The sequence below is a fragment of the Vitreimonas sp. genome (assembly GCF_036392335.1).
GTDB lineage: Bacteria > Pseudomonadota > Alphaproteobacteria > Caulobacterales > Aquidulcibacteraceae > Vitreimonas.
On record NZ_DASVYD010000047.1, the window covers coordinates 23,065 to 38,401 of the forward strand.

Annotated in this window: 11 protein-coding genes; 7 read left to right on the top strand and 4 right to left on the bottom strand. The window is 61.2% G+C overall.

Annotation, left to right across the window (positions count from 1 at the left end; all coding sequences use genetic code 11):
* Positions 1-260 precede the first annotated feature (260 nt).
* Genes VF769_RS11085 through VF769_RS11105 form a run of 5 tightly spaced genes read left to right on the top strand, consistent with a single transcriptional unit; the run spans position 261 to position 5,392 of the window.
* Entirely contained in the window at positions 261-800 is a 540-nt protein-coding gene (locus VF769_RS11085; RefSeq protein WP_331008469.1) for a hypothetical protein, read from the top strand.
* A complete protein-coding gene (locus VF769_RS11090) occupies positions 800-1,537 on the top strand; it encodes a hypothetical protein (protein WP_331008470.1) in 738 nt (245 codons plus the stop codon). The genes VF769_RS11085 and VF769_RS11090 overlap by 1 nt, the downstream gene beginning before the upstream one ends.
* A complete protein-coding gene (locus VF769_RS11095) occupies positions 1,518-2,732 on the top strand; it encodes an ATP-binding cassette domain-containing protein (RefSeq protein ID WP_331008471.1) in 1,215 nt (404 codons plus the stop codon). The genes VF769_RS11090 and VF769_RS11095 overlap by 20 nt, the downstream gene beginning before the upstream one ends.
* The gene (locus VF769_RS11100; RefSeq protein WP_331008472.1) at positions 2,725-4,005 is read left to right on the top strand and encodes a hypothetical protein; all 1,281 of its coding nucleotides are present in this window, start codon (positions 2,725-2,727) and stop codon (positions 4,003-4,005) included. Before VF769_RS11095 ends, VF769_RS11100 begins: the two co-directional genes overlap by 8 nt.
* A 4-nt stretch (positions 4,006-4,009) precedes the next feature.
* Positions 4,010-5,392, top strand: a complete 1,383-nt coding sequence (locus VF769_RS11105; protein WP_331008473.1) for an NAD(P)-dependent oxidoreductase — start codon at positions 4,010-4,012, stop codon at positions 5,390-5,392.
* 13 nt (positions 5,393-5,405) lie between these two features.
* Here the strand turns inward: VF769_RS11105 and VF769_RS11110 are convergent, their stop codons facing one another.
* The 3 genes from VF769_RS11110 to VF769_RS11120 form a co-directional block, all read right to left on the bottom strand.
* Positions 5,406-6,476 (bottom strand): DUF2332 domain-containing protein, encoded by a 1,071-nt coding sequence (locus VF769_RS11110; protein WP_331008474.1) that lies wholly within the window; start codon positions 6,474-6,476, stop codon positions 5,406-5,408.
* Positions 6,477-6,816: 340 nt separating this feature from the next.
* Positions 6,817-7,515: an SOS response-associated peptidase gene (locus VF769_RS11115; RefSeq protein WP_331008475.1), complete on the bottom strand. Its 699-nt coding sequence runs from the start codon at positions 7,513-7,515 to the stop codon at positions 6,817-6,819.
* 551 nt (positions 7,516-8,066) lie between these two features.
* Positions 8,067-8,420: a helix-turn-helix domain-containing protein gene (locus VF769_RS11120; protein ID WP_331008476.1), complete on the bottom strand. Its 354-nt coding sequence runs from the start codon at positions 8,418-8,420 to the stop codon at positions 8,067-8,069.
* 155 nt (positions 8,421-8,575) lie between these two features.
* Here VF769_RS11120 and VF769_RS11125 point away from each other — a divergent pair, with 155 nt between their 5' ends.
* Together VF769_RS11125 and VF769_RS11130 are read left to right on the top strand one after the other, a co-directional pair.
* On the top strand, positions 8,576-11,557 hold the full coding sequence (locus tag VF769_RS11125; protein WP_331008477.1) for a TonB-dependent receptor plug domain-containing protein: 2,982 nt from the start codon (positions 8,576-8,578) through the stop codon (positions 11,555-11,557).
* Positions 11,557-13,581: an Atxe2 family lasso peptide isopeptidase gene (locus VF769_RS11130; RefSeq protein ID WP_331008478.1), complete on the top strand. Its 2,025-nt coding sequence runs from the start codon at positions 11,557-11,559 to the stop codon at positions 13,579-13,581. Before VF769_RS11125 ends, VF769_RS11130 begins: the two co-directional genes overlap by 1 nt.
* On the opposite strand, the gene VF769_RS11135 is transcribed toward VF769_RS11130, so the two are convergent.
* Complete coding sequence (locus tag VF769_RS11135; RefSeq protein ID WP_331008479.1) at positions 13,537-15,336, bottom strand: asparagine synthase-related protein; 1,800 nt, start codon at positions 15,334-15,336, stop codon at positions 13,537-13,539. The two genes, VF769_RS11130 and VF769_RS11135, sit on opposite strands and share 45 nt — an antisense overlap.
* Position 15,337: the final 1 nt, after the last annotated feature.

Sequence of the window (15,337 nt, forward strand, 5' to 3'; positions counted from 1 at the left end):
AATATCGACCGGCGAATTCAAGGGCTCGACGCTGCACCCGAAGATCGCTCCCTGAAAACGACTCCCGAATTGGGGTCCGGAATCGTGGAGCGAACGGCAGCATCGACCTTCGCGCGCCTCGCGCAGATAAGCTCGATGAGCTTAAGGAGCGCGTGATGACCGACAATCTCGGACAACCTAACATAACGGCGGAGAGCGATCAGGTCCGCACTTTGACGCTACTAGGGATCGCTGGCCTATGCGTTGCCCTTAACGTTGCGATGGGCACCGTTGTCAATTTGCTGAAATTGCCAGTTTATCTCGACGCAATCGGCACCGTTGCCTGTGCGTTGTTGGCCGGCCGGCTGGGATTGAAGGGATTTGCGCTTGCCGCGCTCGTAGGCGCTGCGAGTTTTACGATTTCGGGCCTTCTATTCACCCCCGCCGTGCTGTGGTTCATCCCGACCCAGGTCGTCATCGCGGCCATAGCGTTCTTTATCATTCGGCCCGCACTCAAGACCTACCTTGCAGCCGGACCGTTTCCGCTGCGCGCTGTGATCTTGACGATCTTGCTGGGGGTGTTGCTCGGCGTGATCGCCGGCATCGTCAGCGCGCCGATCATCGCGTACGTGTTCGGCGGCATCACCGGCAGCGGCCCTTCGCTCATCGTCGCAGTGCTGTTGCGTTCCGGTCAAAACCTGCTGAACGCAGTCGTCACTGCCGGTATCGCCACCGAACTCTTGGACAAGACGATCCAACTCGCCGTCGCCATCGCCCTCGTGCGGATGACGCCCGGCCGCATCCGCCGCATGTTCTTCTAATGCGTATGCACGCGGCTGTCCGCTGGCTCCTGATCATCGGGGCGTTGTTGGTGGGGTTTTTCGCCTCACCAACGGCGCTGGCGGTCTGCGCGTTCATCGTCGCGCTCGCGTACATGCTGCTGGGCCTCGGCGGACGCCTGTCTTCCTTTTTGATGTTAGTTTCTCCCATAGTGCTGGCGTCGGCCGCTTTGTGGATTTTTGTTCTGACTGATGGCTTTGATGCGCCGAGCATCGGCCGCGCCGCGACGCGCCTACTCGATGGGGACACCAATTTCATCGCGCTGCTGCGCGCGCTGACAGCGACGTCGCTTATACTCATCGCCATTGGCGCGATCCGAGATGGTGAGACCTACGCCGTGATGCGTGCGATGGCGCTACCAAAGCCCGCTGCCTTCGTGTTCGCGTCCGGCGCGGCGCTGGTCGAGTCGGTCCGGGAGGCCGTCGAGCGCAGCATCGTGGCGCTTCGCGCTCAAGGCCTGATGAAACCGACCTTTGCATCACGATCGGCAAACCTTGGACGCGTTGTAGGCCTCACTTGGCTCGCCGGTTTGAACTTAATCGCTGGGCGCGCCGAGACGAAATGGAGCGGCAACCGCTTCATCGATCGGCTGCAGAGCGAAAGCATGAAACCTGCGACAGCGGTCTGGGACAGCTTGGTCGGCCTGTTGACGTTTGCTGCTATCACGTCTGCTGTAGCTCTGGGCGCGGGGGTTATCGATGGCGCTCACACTTTTTGACGGACAAAACTTCTCGGGCCGCTCGGAGGCTTTGAAGGCATTTGCCTGGCGTGAGGGCGTGAAGGGACAATATCTTCACCCGGCCCTGGAGGTGAATCTCTCTGGCTTTGCGACCACCGTCGGCGGCGAGTTGAGACTGCATCCGGAGCAGGCCGCTTTGCCGGCCGAAGTTCGTCACATACTGGATGACGGCGTCAGTGCGCTACCGGAAACACAGAAGCTGCGTAGTCTGTCCGGCGGCGAAACTGTGCGGCTCATCGCTACTTGCGCGTTGCGGTCGGGCGCTCCACGAGTTGCGATGGATTGCGCATTGGAGCAGCTTGACGCGGAAACGCGCGGGCGTCTCTTCAACGGGGTGATGAAGCCGCTGTCGGCCAGCGTGGACATCGCCGTCGCTGACAATGCATCGGCGGATCTTCGCGGCGGCTTCACCGAGGTGCGCGCGTTTGGGTCATCGCAACTCGATCTCAACGCGCACATCGGCGAATTCACGGAAAACCTGCGCTCCGGGATGGTGACTGCGCCCGCGATCGATCTCAAAGGTCTGAGCTTCCGCTATCCTGGGGCCCGTCGACCTATCTTCGATCGCTGTGATTTCCGCCTCGAACCAGGACGCGTGTATCTCCTGAAGGCGCCAAACGGCGCCGGGAAATCAACGCTGGCGCGGCTGCTTACAGGGGTTCTGAAACCGACGCGTGGGCGGATCATCGTGGACGGCGCAGCGCATGCGCCCTCCTCCAGCAATGCGCGGCTTTTCTTCTACGCGTTCCAAAATCCAGCGTCGCAAGTGATCGGAACGTCGGCCGCCGGGTATCTGCAGTTGATTAGCCGCGCTAGCTGCAATCGCAGCACGATGCTTCGCGGTGAATGGAGTTTCACGCCGCAGACCATTCAGCGCGCCTTCGGGCTCGATCCATTCGCGACAACCGAGCCCTTCGATCTGCCATTTGTTGCGCTGAAGCGGCTGACAATGGCGGCGGCGCTTTTGGGCGGCGCTCCATGGCTCTACTTCGACGAGCCGGCGCTGACCGCCGATGAAAACAGCCGCCAAGCCCTGCGCGACCTTTTCAGCCGGCTATGCCGGGCAGGTTTCGGATTGGTCGTAGTCAGCCACGGCGAGGAGTTCGATGGACTCACCGAGGCTTTTCCACTTACGATTGCAGAAGGGAAACTTCAGAGGCGGGTCGATGGATAACCGCATCCAGAGCGAAGCTGTGGAATGGGCCGAGTTGAGCGGAGAACTGCTCGGTCAGTACCCGCAATTCGAACCAATCTTCGGCACAAGGTCCAAAGCGCTCAATGGCAAGCGAATCCTTCGCCTTAAGCTCCCGTATGGCCGGCGTCTCATCACGGACGGCAAATTTCAGTGGGACGGCATTCCACTTGCCTCATTCACTAAAGGCGACTTCCAGCAACGAGCGATCCCGCTCGGTCTCGTGCTGGCTCGCAGCATCGAGCTCTTCGACAAGATCGTAGTGCACCGCCCGGATTCGCACTCTGAAAGGATTGTGCGTCGCGCCGTGCCACTCGTTTTGCTGCAGAAGGGCGAGTTCTTTGGTCTCTTCCAAGCTTTTTGCGAAGACTTTCCTCAATCGCGTCTGCAAGCCACGGCTGGCGGAACGACTCTCGTTCTTATTCCCCGCATCGGCAATCTCGGCGACCTCCGAAGCTACGCGGCGCAGCAAGGCTTTGGCACGGCTTGGCACTACGCGGAACAACTGAAGAGCGAGGACAAAAGCGGCTTTAGCTTTGGGCGACTGTTCGCAGACGTCCTGTCGCAATCGCAATGCGACTGGCGCCTTGAAATCATCCTCTTTCCAGACGACGTCGTGCGTCAGCTTCGCGAAATCTCTTCAGCGAACGAGTATCTCCTTAGCCTGACGCTGAAACAAATGCGGCTGTCGCACGATCGGTCACAGGACGAAATCGACCTGCTCCTCGGTCCGGGCGGAAACCGTCATGTTCTGGCGGCACGGATGATTGCGCGCAAGCTGCGGCCGGGCTTCTGCCCGGTCCTCAATTCCGATGAAGATCGGGAAGTCTTGCCCGCGGAATGCATCTATGACTTCGTCTATGGCGTCGCTGAATCCGATCAACGTCGTAGAACCAAAGAGCGACGGTTTCCCAACGCCCACAACTTTTATCCCGCCGTCTTCCGGCCGTCTCTAAAAGACGAGCCGTCCTTCTATTTTCTCAACTGGCCCTTTATCGGCGTGAATAAGGCCAAGGACCTCCCTGTCAGCGAACATATCGAAGCGATTAAGTCGCTCGGGCAGCGCGATCGCAACTATAGCTTCGTCTGTGCGCAGCCGCCGACCTTTGCCCAGCTCGTCGCCGCCGACGCTGCGCGACGCTCGGGCTTAGCCGAACTACCGGAAATAAAGCTCGGTACCGCAGGCACTTTGGAGGACAAGGGAAGGACAAGCTATTTTGTCGATGGTGGCGTCGTCTACATCGCGCCTCGATAATCGTATGATGCGCGACGCTGCCCCCGACCCGCAATTCGAGCACGCACGCATGCCGATCGTGGCGGAGCTTGTCAAAAACCTTCGTGAACAGCGGTTCCACTTCGGCGCGAACGTCATGCTGTTCGGCGTGCAGCACATTATGGCGCAAACGCTTGGGCTCACGTCAGCACTGCGAAGCCTAGGGATCGCCCCTGAGAACATCGCGCTCTGCGGCAAACCGTATTCCACCCACGGGGGTACTGTCGAAGCCTTGCGGCGAGACGGCGTCATGACCGTGACGGCGCGGCGCTATCGCTGCGACCGACTTCAGTCGGACCAGCAAATCGAAGACCTAAACGCACTGAGCGAGGCGTTCCTGCAACGGCGACAATTGGTGGGTGACTCAATCGTGCTTGTGCTAGACGATGGCGGCCATGCACTCACCCGCTTCAATCAACTGACAACGAGTCCCTATCGAATAGCTGGTGTCGAACAGACAGCAAGCGGGTTCTGGCAACCAGGTTTCCGCGAGGTGCCGTTTCCCGTGGTCGATGTTGGCGCGAGCGCGTGCAAGCGACTTCTCGAGCCTGACCTTATTGTAGACGCCGCGATGGCGCGTGCCTTGAATGCGATTGAGGGCCGAACCAAAGGCTTGCGCTTAGGGATCATTGGCCTTGGATATTTGGGAACGGCGTTGGCAAGCCGCCTCGAGGCGGAAGGAGCCGAACTCTCCGTATTTGACCGACGTCCCTCCCCGATGAAGCGCTTCAAGCGTCACGCGGCTGAATCGATTCACTCGGTGTTCGACCGAAGCGACGTAATTTTCGGCTGCGCGGGGCTCGATGTCACCGCGGGCCTGTTCGACGAATGCAATCTTCGGGGCCTTACAACACGGCAGCGCACCTTGATTTCGCTCTCTTCCGGCGACGACGAGTTCTTCTCTCTAAAGTCGGCGTTACTGAGCAACGGCAATTACGCTTCAGGTACCTACGAAGTGGATGACATCCCCGACATATGCGGGGACCTCTGGGGCTCGTCGTTCCGGATTTTGCGAAACGGCTTTCCAGTCAACTTCGACAATTCGGCGGAGTCCGTGCCGCTCGAACACATTCAAGGGACCGTCGCGGCGCTCGTCATCGCCATTTGCCAGACCTATAAGTACGCGATGACGATTGGCGATCGTCCGAACATTGGTCGGGTCATGCTCGACGTTCGTGCGCAAAGGTGGTTGTTCAAGAGATGGCGTTGGGTTGTGCCACATGGCGAGGGCGGGCCCCCGTCAACACCCGACGTTACCAGTATCGTCAGATACTCCTCGCTACGGACGCGTCCTAAAAGCCGCAATTATTCTGACCACTTTGCCCGCTGGACATCGGAAAAACCTCACTTCGAACACGGTCGCAAATAGATGTTCGAAGATGTCACGGGCAGCCGCCCCATTCTAACCAGGCTCCTACGCCGCGATTGTCGCTAGATCCGAGTGTCTGGCGCCGCGCGTATCCCACGCGCCATGTCTCGAGCTCAAGTACAAGCGGGACGGTCGGGTCGGGGTGACCATCTTGCACCGCCCATTCCAACGAGACTACGTGCACTGTCCTTCGCAAGCTCGTTTCCGCAAGTGCGTCGTCAACTGCGCGGCGCTCGTCGGGCGTGAAGTGATGGGACGTCATGGTGTGCATGACGCAGAGGTTCATTTGCGGGTCCATGTTCGACATGGCGATCTTGAGAAGGTCCCCCGCGGTGCCTTTCAGTATGGGCGGCGGGCATGCTCGCGTCTCAGCCAGTGCTGCGCGTAGATATTGAAGGCGCGTGTCATCGTCAGGAGAGATGAGCGCCATCATCCAGTTGCAGGCGCTAACGTCGGCCGGGTCCACTGGCTCGGAGTCGATGCCCAGACGCGCCCCGATCGGCGGGATCGCAGTTGGCAATTCAAACTTGCGCGCGCCTCGGAACTCACACCGCAATTGAATCGCGGCGCGGCGGTCGCCTATTCGGCCATGGACCCCGTAGTCATAATGATATCTATCGAAATTGAGGTTGAAGCCCGCACACGCTCCAACATCGATGAGCGCCAGCTGGCGTCCGCTCTCACGCGCGCTGACCTCAATGATTGCAGGCAGCAACACAGCAGACCGGCGGACATCACTGATCTGTATTTCTCGCTCACCGATGATCGCGAGGATGGCTTCCAAGTTGTCGAGGCAGAATTGCCGGAACGACGGATAAGCCGCCGCCGGCGGCCGCGGCGAAGTTTGCACCGTCGCGTAGAATGCAGCCAAGTCACCGGGTACGCCTTGCAGCAGAAGGTAGTGCACCGCCCCGAAAAATCGATTGCAGAACAAGGTCGGCTCAGGTGCCTCAGCGAGAATTTGAAGCAAATCTTCGTCTTCCATCATCCCACTGGCGAGAGCCTCATACAAACGGGAGACGCCGCGGCGATTGGCAGTCCAGCTGACAATTTGTTCTCTGATCTCGGCCGCGTTCCATGTCATGGAAGAAGATCCTCAAGCAGGCAGGCATTGGCTCGTTCGATGCTATGCGGACAGAGCCGCTTGGTCGCCATCGATCTCGGCGAGCACGCGGCGTCCGAGGGGCCTTGCGGCCGGAACGCCTGATGCTGAGGCCGGCCGGTCGGTGCGCCGCCGCTGCGGCGTCAAGCGCCAGCCTAACGGGCGCTGGAAAAGCCCTTGCCGATCCAGCGCTCGGGACTCGATCCCTTCCACCCGCCTCGACGCACCTGCCGGTGACTTCTACAACGCATTCTTGGCGGTGAGATGACCCGAGCGGTTCTCCTCCTTGAATCCCGGCCAGAGCGAGACACGCTTCGACCCGCTATTTGATATAGCCGCCAACATATTGCGCCGCTTCCTCATCGCCGACGATCTCAAGCGCGTCTACTGGCAGCACGCGGGCTTGGAACGCTTCAATCTCATCGGGCGGCGCATTCAGCCATTCTTCGCAAGCGGCTTGGTCGGTTAGTACAACGGGCATCGCCTTGGCGTGCACGGGCCGAACAAGCTCATTCGCGTCGGTCGTCAAGAAACTGAAGAGTACGTGATCGCCCTCGTTCGGTTCCTTCTTCGAGCCGTAATCGCCGGACCACACTCTGTATAGACCGGCGAAATACATGACGCCACGATCGGGCGGCGCAAACCATCGGATCTGTTTCTTGCCCTTGGGCGACGCGTCTTCGTACTCGCTGAAGGCTGTGAATGGCACAATGCACCGATGCGCCACGGCCAAGACGCCACGCCAATGCGGGCTCTTCACATTGCGGATGTTGGTGACCGGCGCGCCGCCGTACTGCGGCGGGCCCGGCAAGCCCCATCGCATCGTTTGCCACTCAAGTTGATCCGTCCGCTTCCCATCAATCCATCGGCTTCGAATGATCGGCGCTTGGCTCTTGGGAAACACTTCGAGCACGGCGTTGCCAAGCACCGGATTGATACGGGTTTCGCTCCACTCGTCAAAGCCCCAATAATCTCTTTCCTTCCCGGCCTTGCGGATGTCGGCTGCGTATCGATTGCACATGCGCTGGAATTTAGGCGTTAGGCTTTCCGTGCGCCAGCGGGCGTGGTCGCTCCGGTCGTGGAACCATGGCCTAGCCGTTAGACGGCGCACGCCGCGCCTCAGTGCGGGTCATTGCCGGCGTCGGGGATTCTGGCGCCGGTCGCCCTTCCCGAGAAGCATCTCAACGGACTGTCCTAACTCATCGGCGATCGCGATTACCTCTAAGATTGTCAGATCATGGGCCCCTGCCTCGACCTGGCCGACGCGGAACCTCGAAAGCCGCACGCGATCGCCAAATGTCGCCATACTCAGCCGAAGCTTCGCTCTATGGCGAGCAACACACACGCCAATGAACGCATGTGTCCCTGATAGCGGCCAGCGATTGTCGCGTTTCCTTGGATCGAGCGTCCCAATCTTTGAACGAGATCGGCCCCGGGCCGCCGCTTGCTTCACCAGCTTCTTCACCCAAGCCGCGCTGCACCCGCCATACTTTGCGACCGCTGCATTCGACCAACCTTCATTGAAGTAGAGATCTACCAAGCGCCGATGAAACTCGCGCATAAGGCCCCGCGTCATCGGCCAACAGGAGCGGAAAGCCAAGCTTGCAGCGCTTCCGTCCTTATGAGCGTGCGATTGCCCACCTTCACTGCCGACAATTTCCCGTCCTTAATCGCGCGCCAGATGGTCGTCCTCCCGACCCCAAGAGCACCCGCTGCTTCTTTGATCCCGTATGCAAGCTTCTCTGACGGCAACGCTACTACGGGCGGGGGCGCTGGTGGCGGAGCCGGCAGCTCGGATGGCTCCTCCTTCTTGAACGGATGGAGATGAATCTCTTCCCAGAGGTCTACCGCCGCACGCAAATGCTGCGCCATCGCGCTGACGCGCGCATCTCGGTGCTTCATCTGTGCTCGTTGAAAATCACCCATACCTCTCATCGCGTTCCTCCTCCGCGATCATCGGAGAGAGCGCATCTCCGGGCTAGTCCTCCAGCCGCAAACATTGTTCGCGCAGGCGTGGCGCAGTTTTCGAGCTGAAGTGTCTTCCTCCCGACAACGCTCGTTCAAGGGCGGAGGGGGAAACCATGAAGGGCAAGACCACCAAGTGGGATGACCGCCGGCGAAAGCTGGCAACCGCTCTTATTCTCAGCGCCATGGGCGCCACCGCTGCCGAGCCGGCGTTCGCGCAAGACATCCAGCAGATCAGCGATGAGCGGATTGAATTCGATATCGCCGCTCAGCCTCTCAGCAGCGCCCTGAGCGAATTCGCGCGGCAAGCGCGCGTCAATGCACTCTATTTCTCAGACGATCTGCGGCGGCTCCCCTCTCCGCAATTGCGTGGTTCCTACACACGCCAACAAGCGCTCGATCTTTTGCTTGCGCGCTCCGGCTACAACGGCCGCATCAGTGGCGGCAATCTGGTGCTGGCTCAGGAGCAATCATTACGCCCCCAGCGGGCGAGCGCCGCGAGCGGCGCTGAAACTGCGCAGGCATTCAATGTGGCAGACGGCGGAACCCAAGACGAAGAAGAGATCGTCGTCACCGGCACGCGCATTCGTGGAGCTGTACCCGCAGGGGCGAACCTGCTCACTCTCGATCGCGGCGAGATCGAAGAGAGTGGTCGCACCACCGTGCAGGATTTGCTGCAGACTCTTCCCCAGGTGTTTCCCGGAAGCCAAGGCGAACTCACCCAGCTCAACTCCACCGCGCCCGGAAACAACATTGCCCTCGGCTCGACGGTAGACTTACGCGGGCTTGGATCGGACGCGACGCTTACGCTGCTCAACGGCCGGCGCCTCGCGCCAGCAGGCTTAGGCAATTTCGTCGATATTTCCGCCATCCCGCTCGCGGCGATCGAACGCGTCGAAGTCCTCGCCGATGGCGCGTCAGCGACGTATGGGAGCGACGCGGTCGGCGGCGTCGTCAACATTCTGCTCCGACGCAATCTGGAGCGTCCTGAAACTGCCGTGCGTTACGGCGCAGCCGATGGCATGGATGAAATAGGCTTCTCTCACGTCATGGGCGCCGATTGGGCGCAAGGCTCACTGATCGCTGGGTACGAATATCGCAATCGCGACGCGCTGGCGGCCGCCGACCGCGATTTTGCCGCGAACACGGATCTCACAGCCTTCGGCGGCTCCAACTTCTCCCGTTTCACCTCAGCGCCCGGCAACATCATCTTGGTCGGCGCAACCCCTGTGACGCTGGCGATACCCGAAGGGCAGAACGGCCTCACCCTAACCGAAGCAGATTTGCTCGACGGCGTCGTCAATCTGCAGAACGGCAATGAAGGCACATTCCTGCTGCCCGAACAGGAAAGCCATTCGGTCTTTTTGTCCCTGAGCCAAGACGTAACGCCAAATATCCGCATCTTCTTGGATGTGTTGGCTTCGCAACGGGAAGCCCACGCGGAGAAGGCCCAATTGGGCGGCGTCGTGGCGGTGCCAGAGACGAACTACTACCGCCAACAGAATGGACTCTTCGCGGGCGATGGAACGCTCTTCATGGCCTATTTCTTCGGCGACGACTTCGGTCCACTGATGACCGATACACGCTCGGAGACGATCGCGACCGCGGGCGGAGCGCAGTTCGAGTTTGGGGGAGACTGGCAGCTCGAAGCGAGCGTGGGTTATGGCGGACATGCCGACAATGTCGACAACACGAACATAGCGGACTCTGGCGCGCTGGCGGCAGCACTGGCCAGCTCCGATCCAGCAACCGCGTTCAATCCGTTTGGCGATGGCGGCGACACGCCGAGCGCCGCGCTTGCTGCTCTGACTATGCGCCAGCATATCGAGACTGATTCCGAGCTTGTCAGTTACGCACTACGCGCCGACGGCGGTGTGTTTGACTTGCCCGGTGGTCGCGCCCGCGTCGCCTTCGGCGTCGAGCGGCGCCACGAAACCTTCAGCATCGACCGCCAAGAGATTTTCGGCTCAGGTCTTGTCACCAACCCCTTCACGCAGGCGCCGGGGGAGCGCACCACAGATGCGCTTTACGCCGAAGCCTTCCTTCCGGTTTTCGAGGCGGTGTCGCTTTCTCTATCTGTACGTCGCGAAGACTCTTCCGACTTCGGCGAGGCGACAACACCGAAAATCGGGGTGCAATGGCGTCCCCTTTCCGATCTGACTTTGCGCGCGACCTGGGGCGAATCTTTCAAGGCGCCGCAATTTGCGCAGATGCTGGGCGGCACAGGCGCGTCGATCGGCTCGCTTCCTGGCTTCTTGGACCCCGACGCCACCAACGGTTCAACCGGCCTACTACAGATCCTCGGCGCCAACCGCGGGCTCGAACCCGAACAGGCTGAAACATGGACCGCCGGCTTTGAGTTTGCGCCGTCATGGCTGGACGGCTTCAGAGTGTCGGCAACCTATTTCGATATCGAGTTCTCCAACCGGATCGCGAACCCCGGCTTCATTCTCGACGCTTTCCAGAACCCCGATCAATACCAGGGCTATTTCATCCGCAATCCAACGCCGCAGCAGATCGCTGACTATCTGGCGCTCGCCGACGACGTATCGGGAATCATTCCGCCCGACGGCATCGAAGTCATCTGGGACGAACGGCTGACCAACCTTGCTTCACTGCGCATGCGCGGCGTTGATCTCTCCGCCTCTTATGCATTCGACACAGATTGGGGCGAACTTTCGCTTTTCGCGACGGCGAGCGGGCTTCTTCAGTTTTCACGACAGAACAATCCCTCGCTCGCCGATACCGACGTGCTCGACACCATACTCAATCCCGTTGACTGGCGCGGGCGGGCGGGCGTGGCGCTCGATACCGGCGCGTGGCGCGGCGCGCTCTCGCTGCAATACACGGACGCTTACCGCGATAATCTGAGCTCGCCAGAACGCGAGATTAGTTCGTGGACAACCTTCGACGCGCGACTGACGCGCCGGTTCGGACAGAGCGAGGACGGCTCCGGCGCCGAAATCACCCTCGACATTCGCAATCTCGCCGATGAAGACCCGCCCTTCGCCAACAATCCGATCGGCATGGGCTTCGATACGCTGAATGCGTCGCCGGTGGGACGCGTTGTCATGGTTGAAGTGAGGCAGCGTTGGTAATGCGCCTCACGCGCGCCGCTGTGTTGGCGGGGATCACCCTCCTCTTCGCAAGCCAAGCAGCGGCGCGCCCCCCAGGCGCGGAGGATATGCTGGCGCTGGTCGAACTCGGAGACTATCGCGGCGGCCTTTCACTATCCCCGGACGGCCTAAATATCGCGGTGTTTGCCCGCGAGACGCGCGTCCGCGAAAATGATTATCGCTACCGGCTTCTTGTCATGTCGAGCGCTGGCGGTGCTCCGCGCAGGATAGCGGACGCCGGCGATATCATCCTGCGCAACACGCCGTTCGGACCCACCGGCGCCGCGATGGATCGAGCGCCGGCATGGTCACCTGATAGCCGATATCTCGCCTACCTGGCGGCGCGCGAAGGACGCGTCGAACTCTGGCGCGTAGCGCTTGATGGGTCGCCGGCTGAATTGCTTGTCGACGGACCGGGAGACGTGCTCCGCTTCCAATGGCTCGACGACAATAATTTGGTGGTGGAGATAGACGCGCCACGAGGGTCTCTCAGCGCAGCCACCTTGCATGCCGAGCGCGTCGGCTTTCATCCCGATGAATTCTTTACGCCTTATGCGAGCCTTCGTCCGTTTGCAGCCACCAATGCTGGCCGCACGCAGTTCGTTATGGATGTTCAAACCCGAACGCGTCGCTCCGCAACCTCAGCCGAAAGCGAGGTGTTGAACGGCCGGCCTCACGCTCCCGCACCAAACACCGCCATCGCGGAGGACAGAGCCGAAGGCAGCGCGACATGGATCGCGCCGCGTACTCCCGGCGACCGCGCCTCTACGCCTGCGCTTGGCCTCTATCGTGCTCAGCTAGACGGCGGCAGCGTCATCATGTGCGCAGATCCTGCCTGCAGCGGACGAATGCTCGGCGCGTGGGTCTTTGGCGAGCGGATTGTGTTTCGCCGCATGGAGGGACACGGGCAAGGTCTGACGGCCCTTTATGCATGGGACGGGCGGGCCAACACGGTCCACCGCATCCGACGAGAAGACGAAGAATTGTTCGGCTGCGCCCGCGCGGCAACTCGGCTGGTCTGCATGCAGGAAAATCCTCTCCAGCCGCGCCGCATTGTCTCCATCGACGTCGATACGGGCGATCTCATTGAACTCTACGATCCGAACCCCGGTTGGCGTGCGTTCGACCAGCCACGCATTGAGACCATCGAAGTCAACGACGCTTACGGCAACGCTTCCTTCGCTCATCTCGCCTTCCCTGCGCGCTATCGGCCGGGGCGTCGTTATCCAGTCGTTGTTGTACAATACCGCTCGCGCGGCTTTCTGCGCGGCGGGGTCGGCGGCGAATATCCCATTCTGCCGCTGGCCGGCCGCGGTTATTTCGTGCTGAGCGTCGATCGTCCCGAATGGCGCGGCGCCGAGGCAGCCCTTTCCCAAGGTGAACTCGATCAGCGGACCGCGTTGGACAATTCCGAAAATCTGATGAAGCAGTCAGCGCTGGAGGCGATGCTGGCTGAACTCGACAGGCGCGGCCTGAGCGATCCGCGCCGCATCGGCATTACTGGATTCAGCGACGGCGCGGAGACCCTCTATTGGGCGATCACCAATTCCCACCTGTTCGCAGTGGCCGTCGCCAGCACCCAGCCCACGGATATGACCGCATGGACGCTTGGCTCCCGCGCATTTCGTCAGAGCCTCTTGAGCGAAGGCATGCGCGGACCCAATGCCGAAGACGACGATCCGTGGGCCGCCTGGTGGGCGCGCAACACGACCGTGCTGCATGCTGAGCGGATTCGCGCGCCCCTCCTCATGAACCTCGCAGAAAGCGAAGCCATTATGGGCTTTCCATTGGCGACACGGCTTGAAGAACTCAATCGTCCGTTCGACCTCTATGTCTATCCAGGCGCCTATCACATCAAATGGCGCCCGGCACAGCTCTTGGCCGCGCAGACGCGGGCGATGGATTGGCTGGATTTCTGGTTACGCGGCGTCGAACGCGAGGATCCGGACGAGCCAGGCCGGCTAGAGCGGTGGCGCGCCTTGCGAGACCGCACTGGCAGCCGCTAGCGCCGACATGGCGCGCTCACGCGCCGTCTCCAAGTTTCTGAGCCAACATTCGGCGGCGATCAGGGCATAGAGACCGTCCGCCGCCATTCCGTCCTGCACCCAACCGCCCGTGAGCGCGCGTTTAAGCGCGTCGGCATCGACGACGCCGTCTTGAACGAGGCGCCCTCCGCACAAAACGTCTCGAATCCACGACTCGTTGGCCGCAAGGACGGCCGCAAAGTAGCGTGTGGTTTCGCCCTTGGTGACGCGGCGCGCGACATCGGGAGGAACAATATCAGCGAAGGCCGCGCGAGCGAGCGATCGTTCCTTGCCGCCCGCTGTCATCACATAGGGTGGAATGCGCAGACAAGTTTCGACGATCGGCTGCGATAGCAGCAACGGGTGCGTGCCGGCGCCGCCGGGGAGAGCGGCTTCATCAAAATAGCTGAGCGCTTGCAGCAGCTGATGAATTCTGAGCACGCGCGCCGGCGCTACCCAACGCAGTTCGGCAAGCCACGCATGGTTGGCCGGCGCCTCAGCATCGTCCCCTGCCGGTTTGAGAGCGCCCATGACATTGGAACGAGGCCGAACCGGCGGCTTGAGCCGCGCTGCGCCGACGACCATGGCGGCCAACACGTCCCAGACCGGCTGTCCGGTAAGCCGCGCGGTGTCGAGCGCGATCTCCACGAGCGCACCGGGACGCACGCCATCGCAAAGCGCATCGGCCGCGATCGAAGGCGTGCGGCTTCGCTGGAAGATGTGGTCCCCGCCTTGACCGGAGGTAACAAGGCTTGCGCCAAGGTCGTCGTAGAATGCCGTCAGGTCGCGATTGCCCAGAGTGAGCAGCGTAAGTGTCGGCTTGGCCGTGAGCGGCGCATTCAAGCACAGCGCATAATTTACCCGCGTCGGATCGAAGCGCAGCTCCTTGAGTTCTGCTTCATTTGCGGCTGCGACCGCGCGCGCGTGATCGCGTTCGTCACCCTCGGGTGCGCCTTCCCAATATTCCGTGACGCAGATGACCTCCGCCTCGGTGTTGCAGCGTAGCAATCCCAGCATGACTGATGAATCGAAACCGCCTGAAAGTCGGAGCGCGATCCGCTGATGCGATCCGCCCCACGCCTTCACGGTCGCGTCCGCCGCACTGCGCAACGCCTCTTTGCCTTCGCGCCAGTCAAGCGGCCTGTTGGCGCGCGCGAAATCCCGTGGCGTCCAAGCCGCCTCAATCCCCCATCCTTGCTGCGGATAGACCGCGCACTCTCCGGGCGCCAGCTCTTCAACGCCCTCAAGGCCCGTTCGCCGGCCAACATGCGGAGGGTATCGCAAGAATGCGCGAATGAACCCGAGGTCGGCGCGGGTTTCGGGCGCTAGCCGAAGGAAATCTTCGGCATCCGAGAAGAAGATCCGCACGCCATTGATCTCGGAAAAGAAGCAAGAACGCGCGCCGCTTGGATCGCGAAGCACGCGAACGATGTCAAAGCCGCGATCGATCAGGACGGCGACATAAGCGCCCCATCGCTCGGCGATCCAGGTTGGCGTTGGATCGATGCACGACTCACATGGCGGCGACGGATCAGGCTCGCGTCCGAAACGATCGCCGAAAACAAAGCCCATGCCATGAGGTAGCACCTCGATCGGCCCTGCTCCGCGATGCAGCAGCACAAGACCGCGCCAATCGATGAGAGACGTGGCGCCCTCGGCCAGGCGTTCGGAGAGCGCGCGGGCCGTGCGCGTCTGCTCGCGCTCTCCCGGCGTCCAGCGGAAACCAACGAACGCCACG

Bases quoted from the DNA above. Each gene is read 5' to 3' on its own strand.
- VF769_RS11125 (WP_331008477.1), top strand. From the start codon at position 8,576: ATGAAGGGCAAGACCACCAAGTGGGATGACCGCCGGCGAAAGCTGGCA.
- VF769_RS11100 (WP_331008472.1), top strand. From the start codon at position 2,725: ATGGATAACCGCATCCAGAGCGAAGCTGTGGAATGGGCCGAGTTGAGC.
- VF769_RS11090 (WP_331008470.1), top strand. From the start codon at position 800: ATGCGTATGCACGCGGCTGTCCGCTGGCTCCTGATCATCGGGGCGTTG.
- VF769_RS11105 (WP_331008473.1), top strand. From the start codon at position 4,010: ATGATGCGCGACGCTGCCCCCGACCCGCAATTCGAGCACGCACGCATG.
- VF769_RS11085 (WP_331008469.1), top strand. From the start codon at position 261: ATGGGCACCGTTGTCAATTTGCTGAAATTGCCAGTTTATCTCGACGCA.
- VF769_RS11115 (WP_331008475.1), bottom strand. From the start codon at position 7,515: ATGTGCAATCGATACGCAGCCGACATCCGCAAGGCCGGGAAGGAAAGA.
- VF769_RS11110 (WP_331008474.1), bottom strand. From the start codon at position 6,476: ATGACATGGAACGCGGCCGAGATCAGAGAACAAATTGTCAGCTGGACT.
- VF769_RS11120 (WP_331008476.1), bottom strand. From the start codon at position 8,420: ATGGGTGATTTTCAACGAGCACAGATGAAGCACCGAGATGCGCGCGTC.
- VF769_RS11130 (WP_331008478.1), top strand. From the start codon at position 11,557: ATGCGCCTCACGCGCGCCGCTGTGTTGGCGGGGATCACCCTCCTCTTC.
- VF769_RS11095 (WP_331008471.1), top strand. From the start codon at position 1,518: ATGGCGCTCACACTTTTTGACGGACAAAACTTCTCGGGCCGCTCGGAG.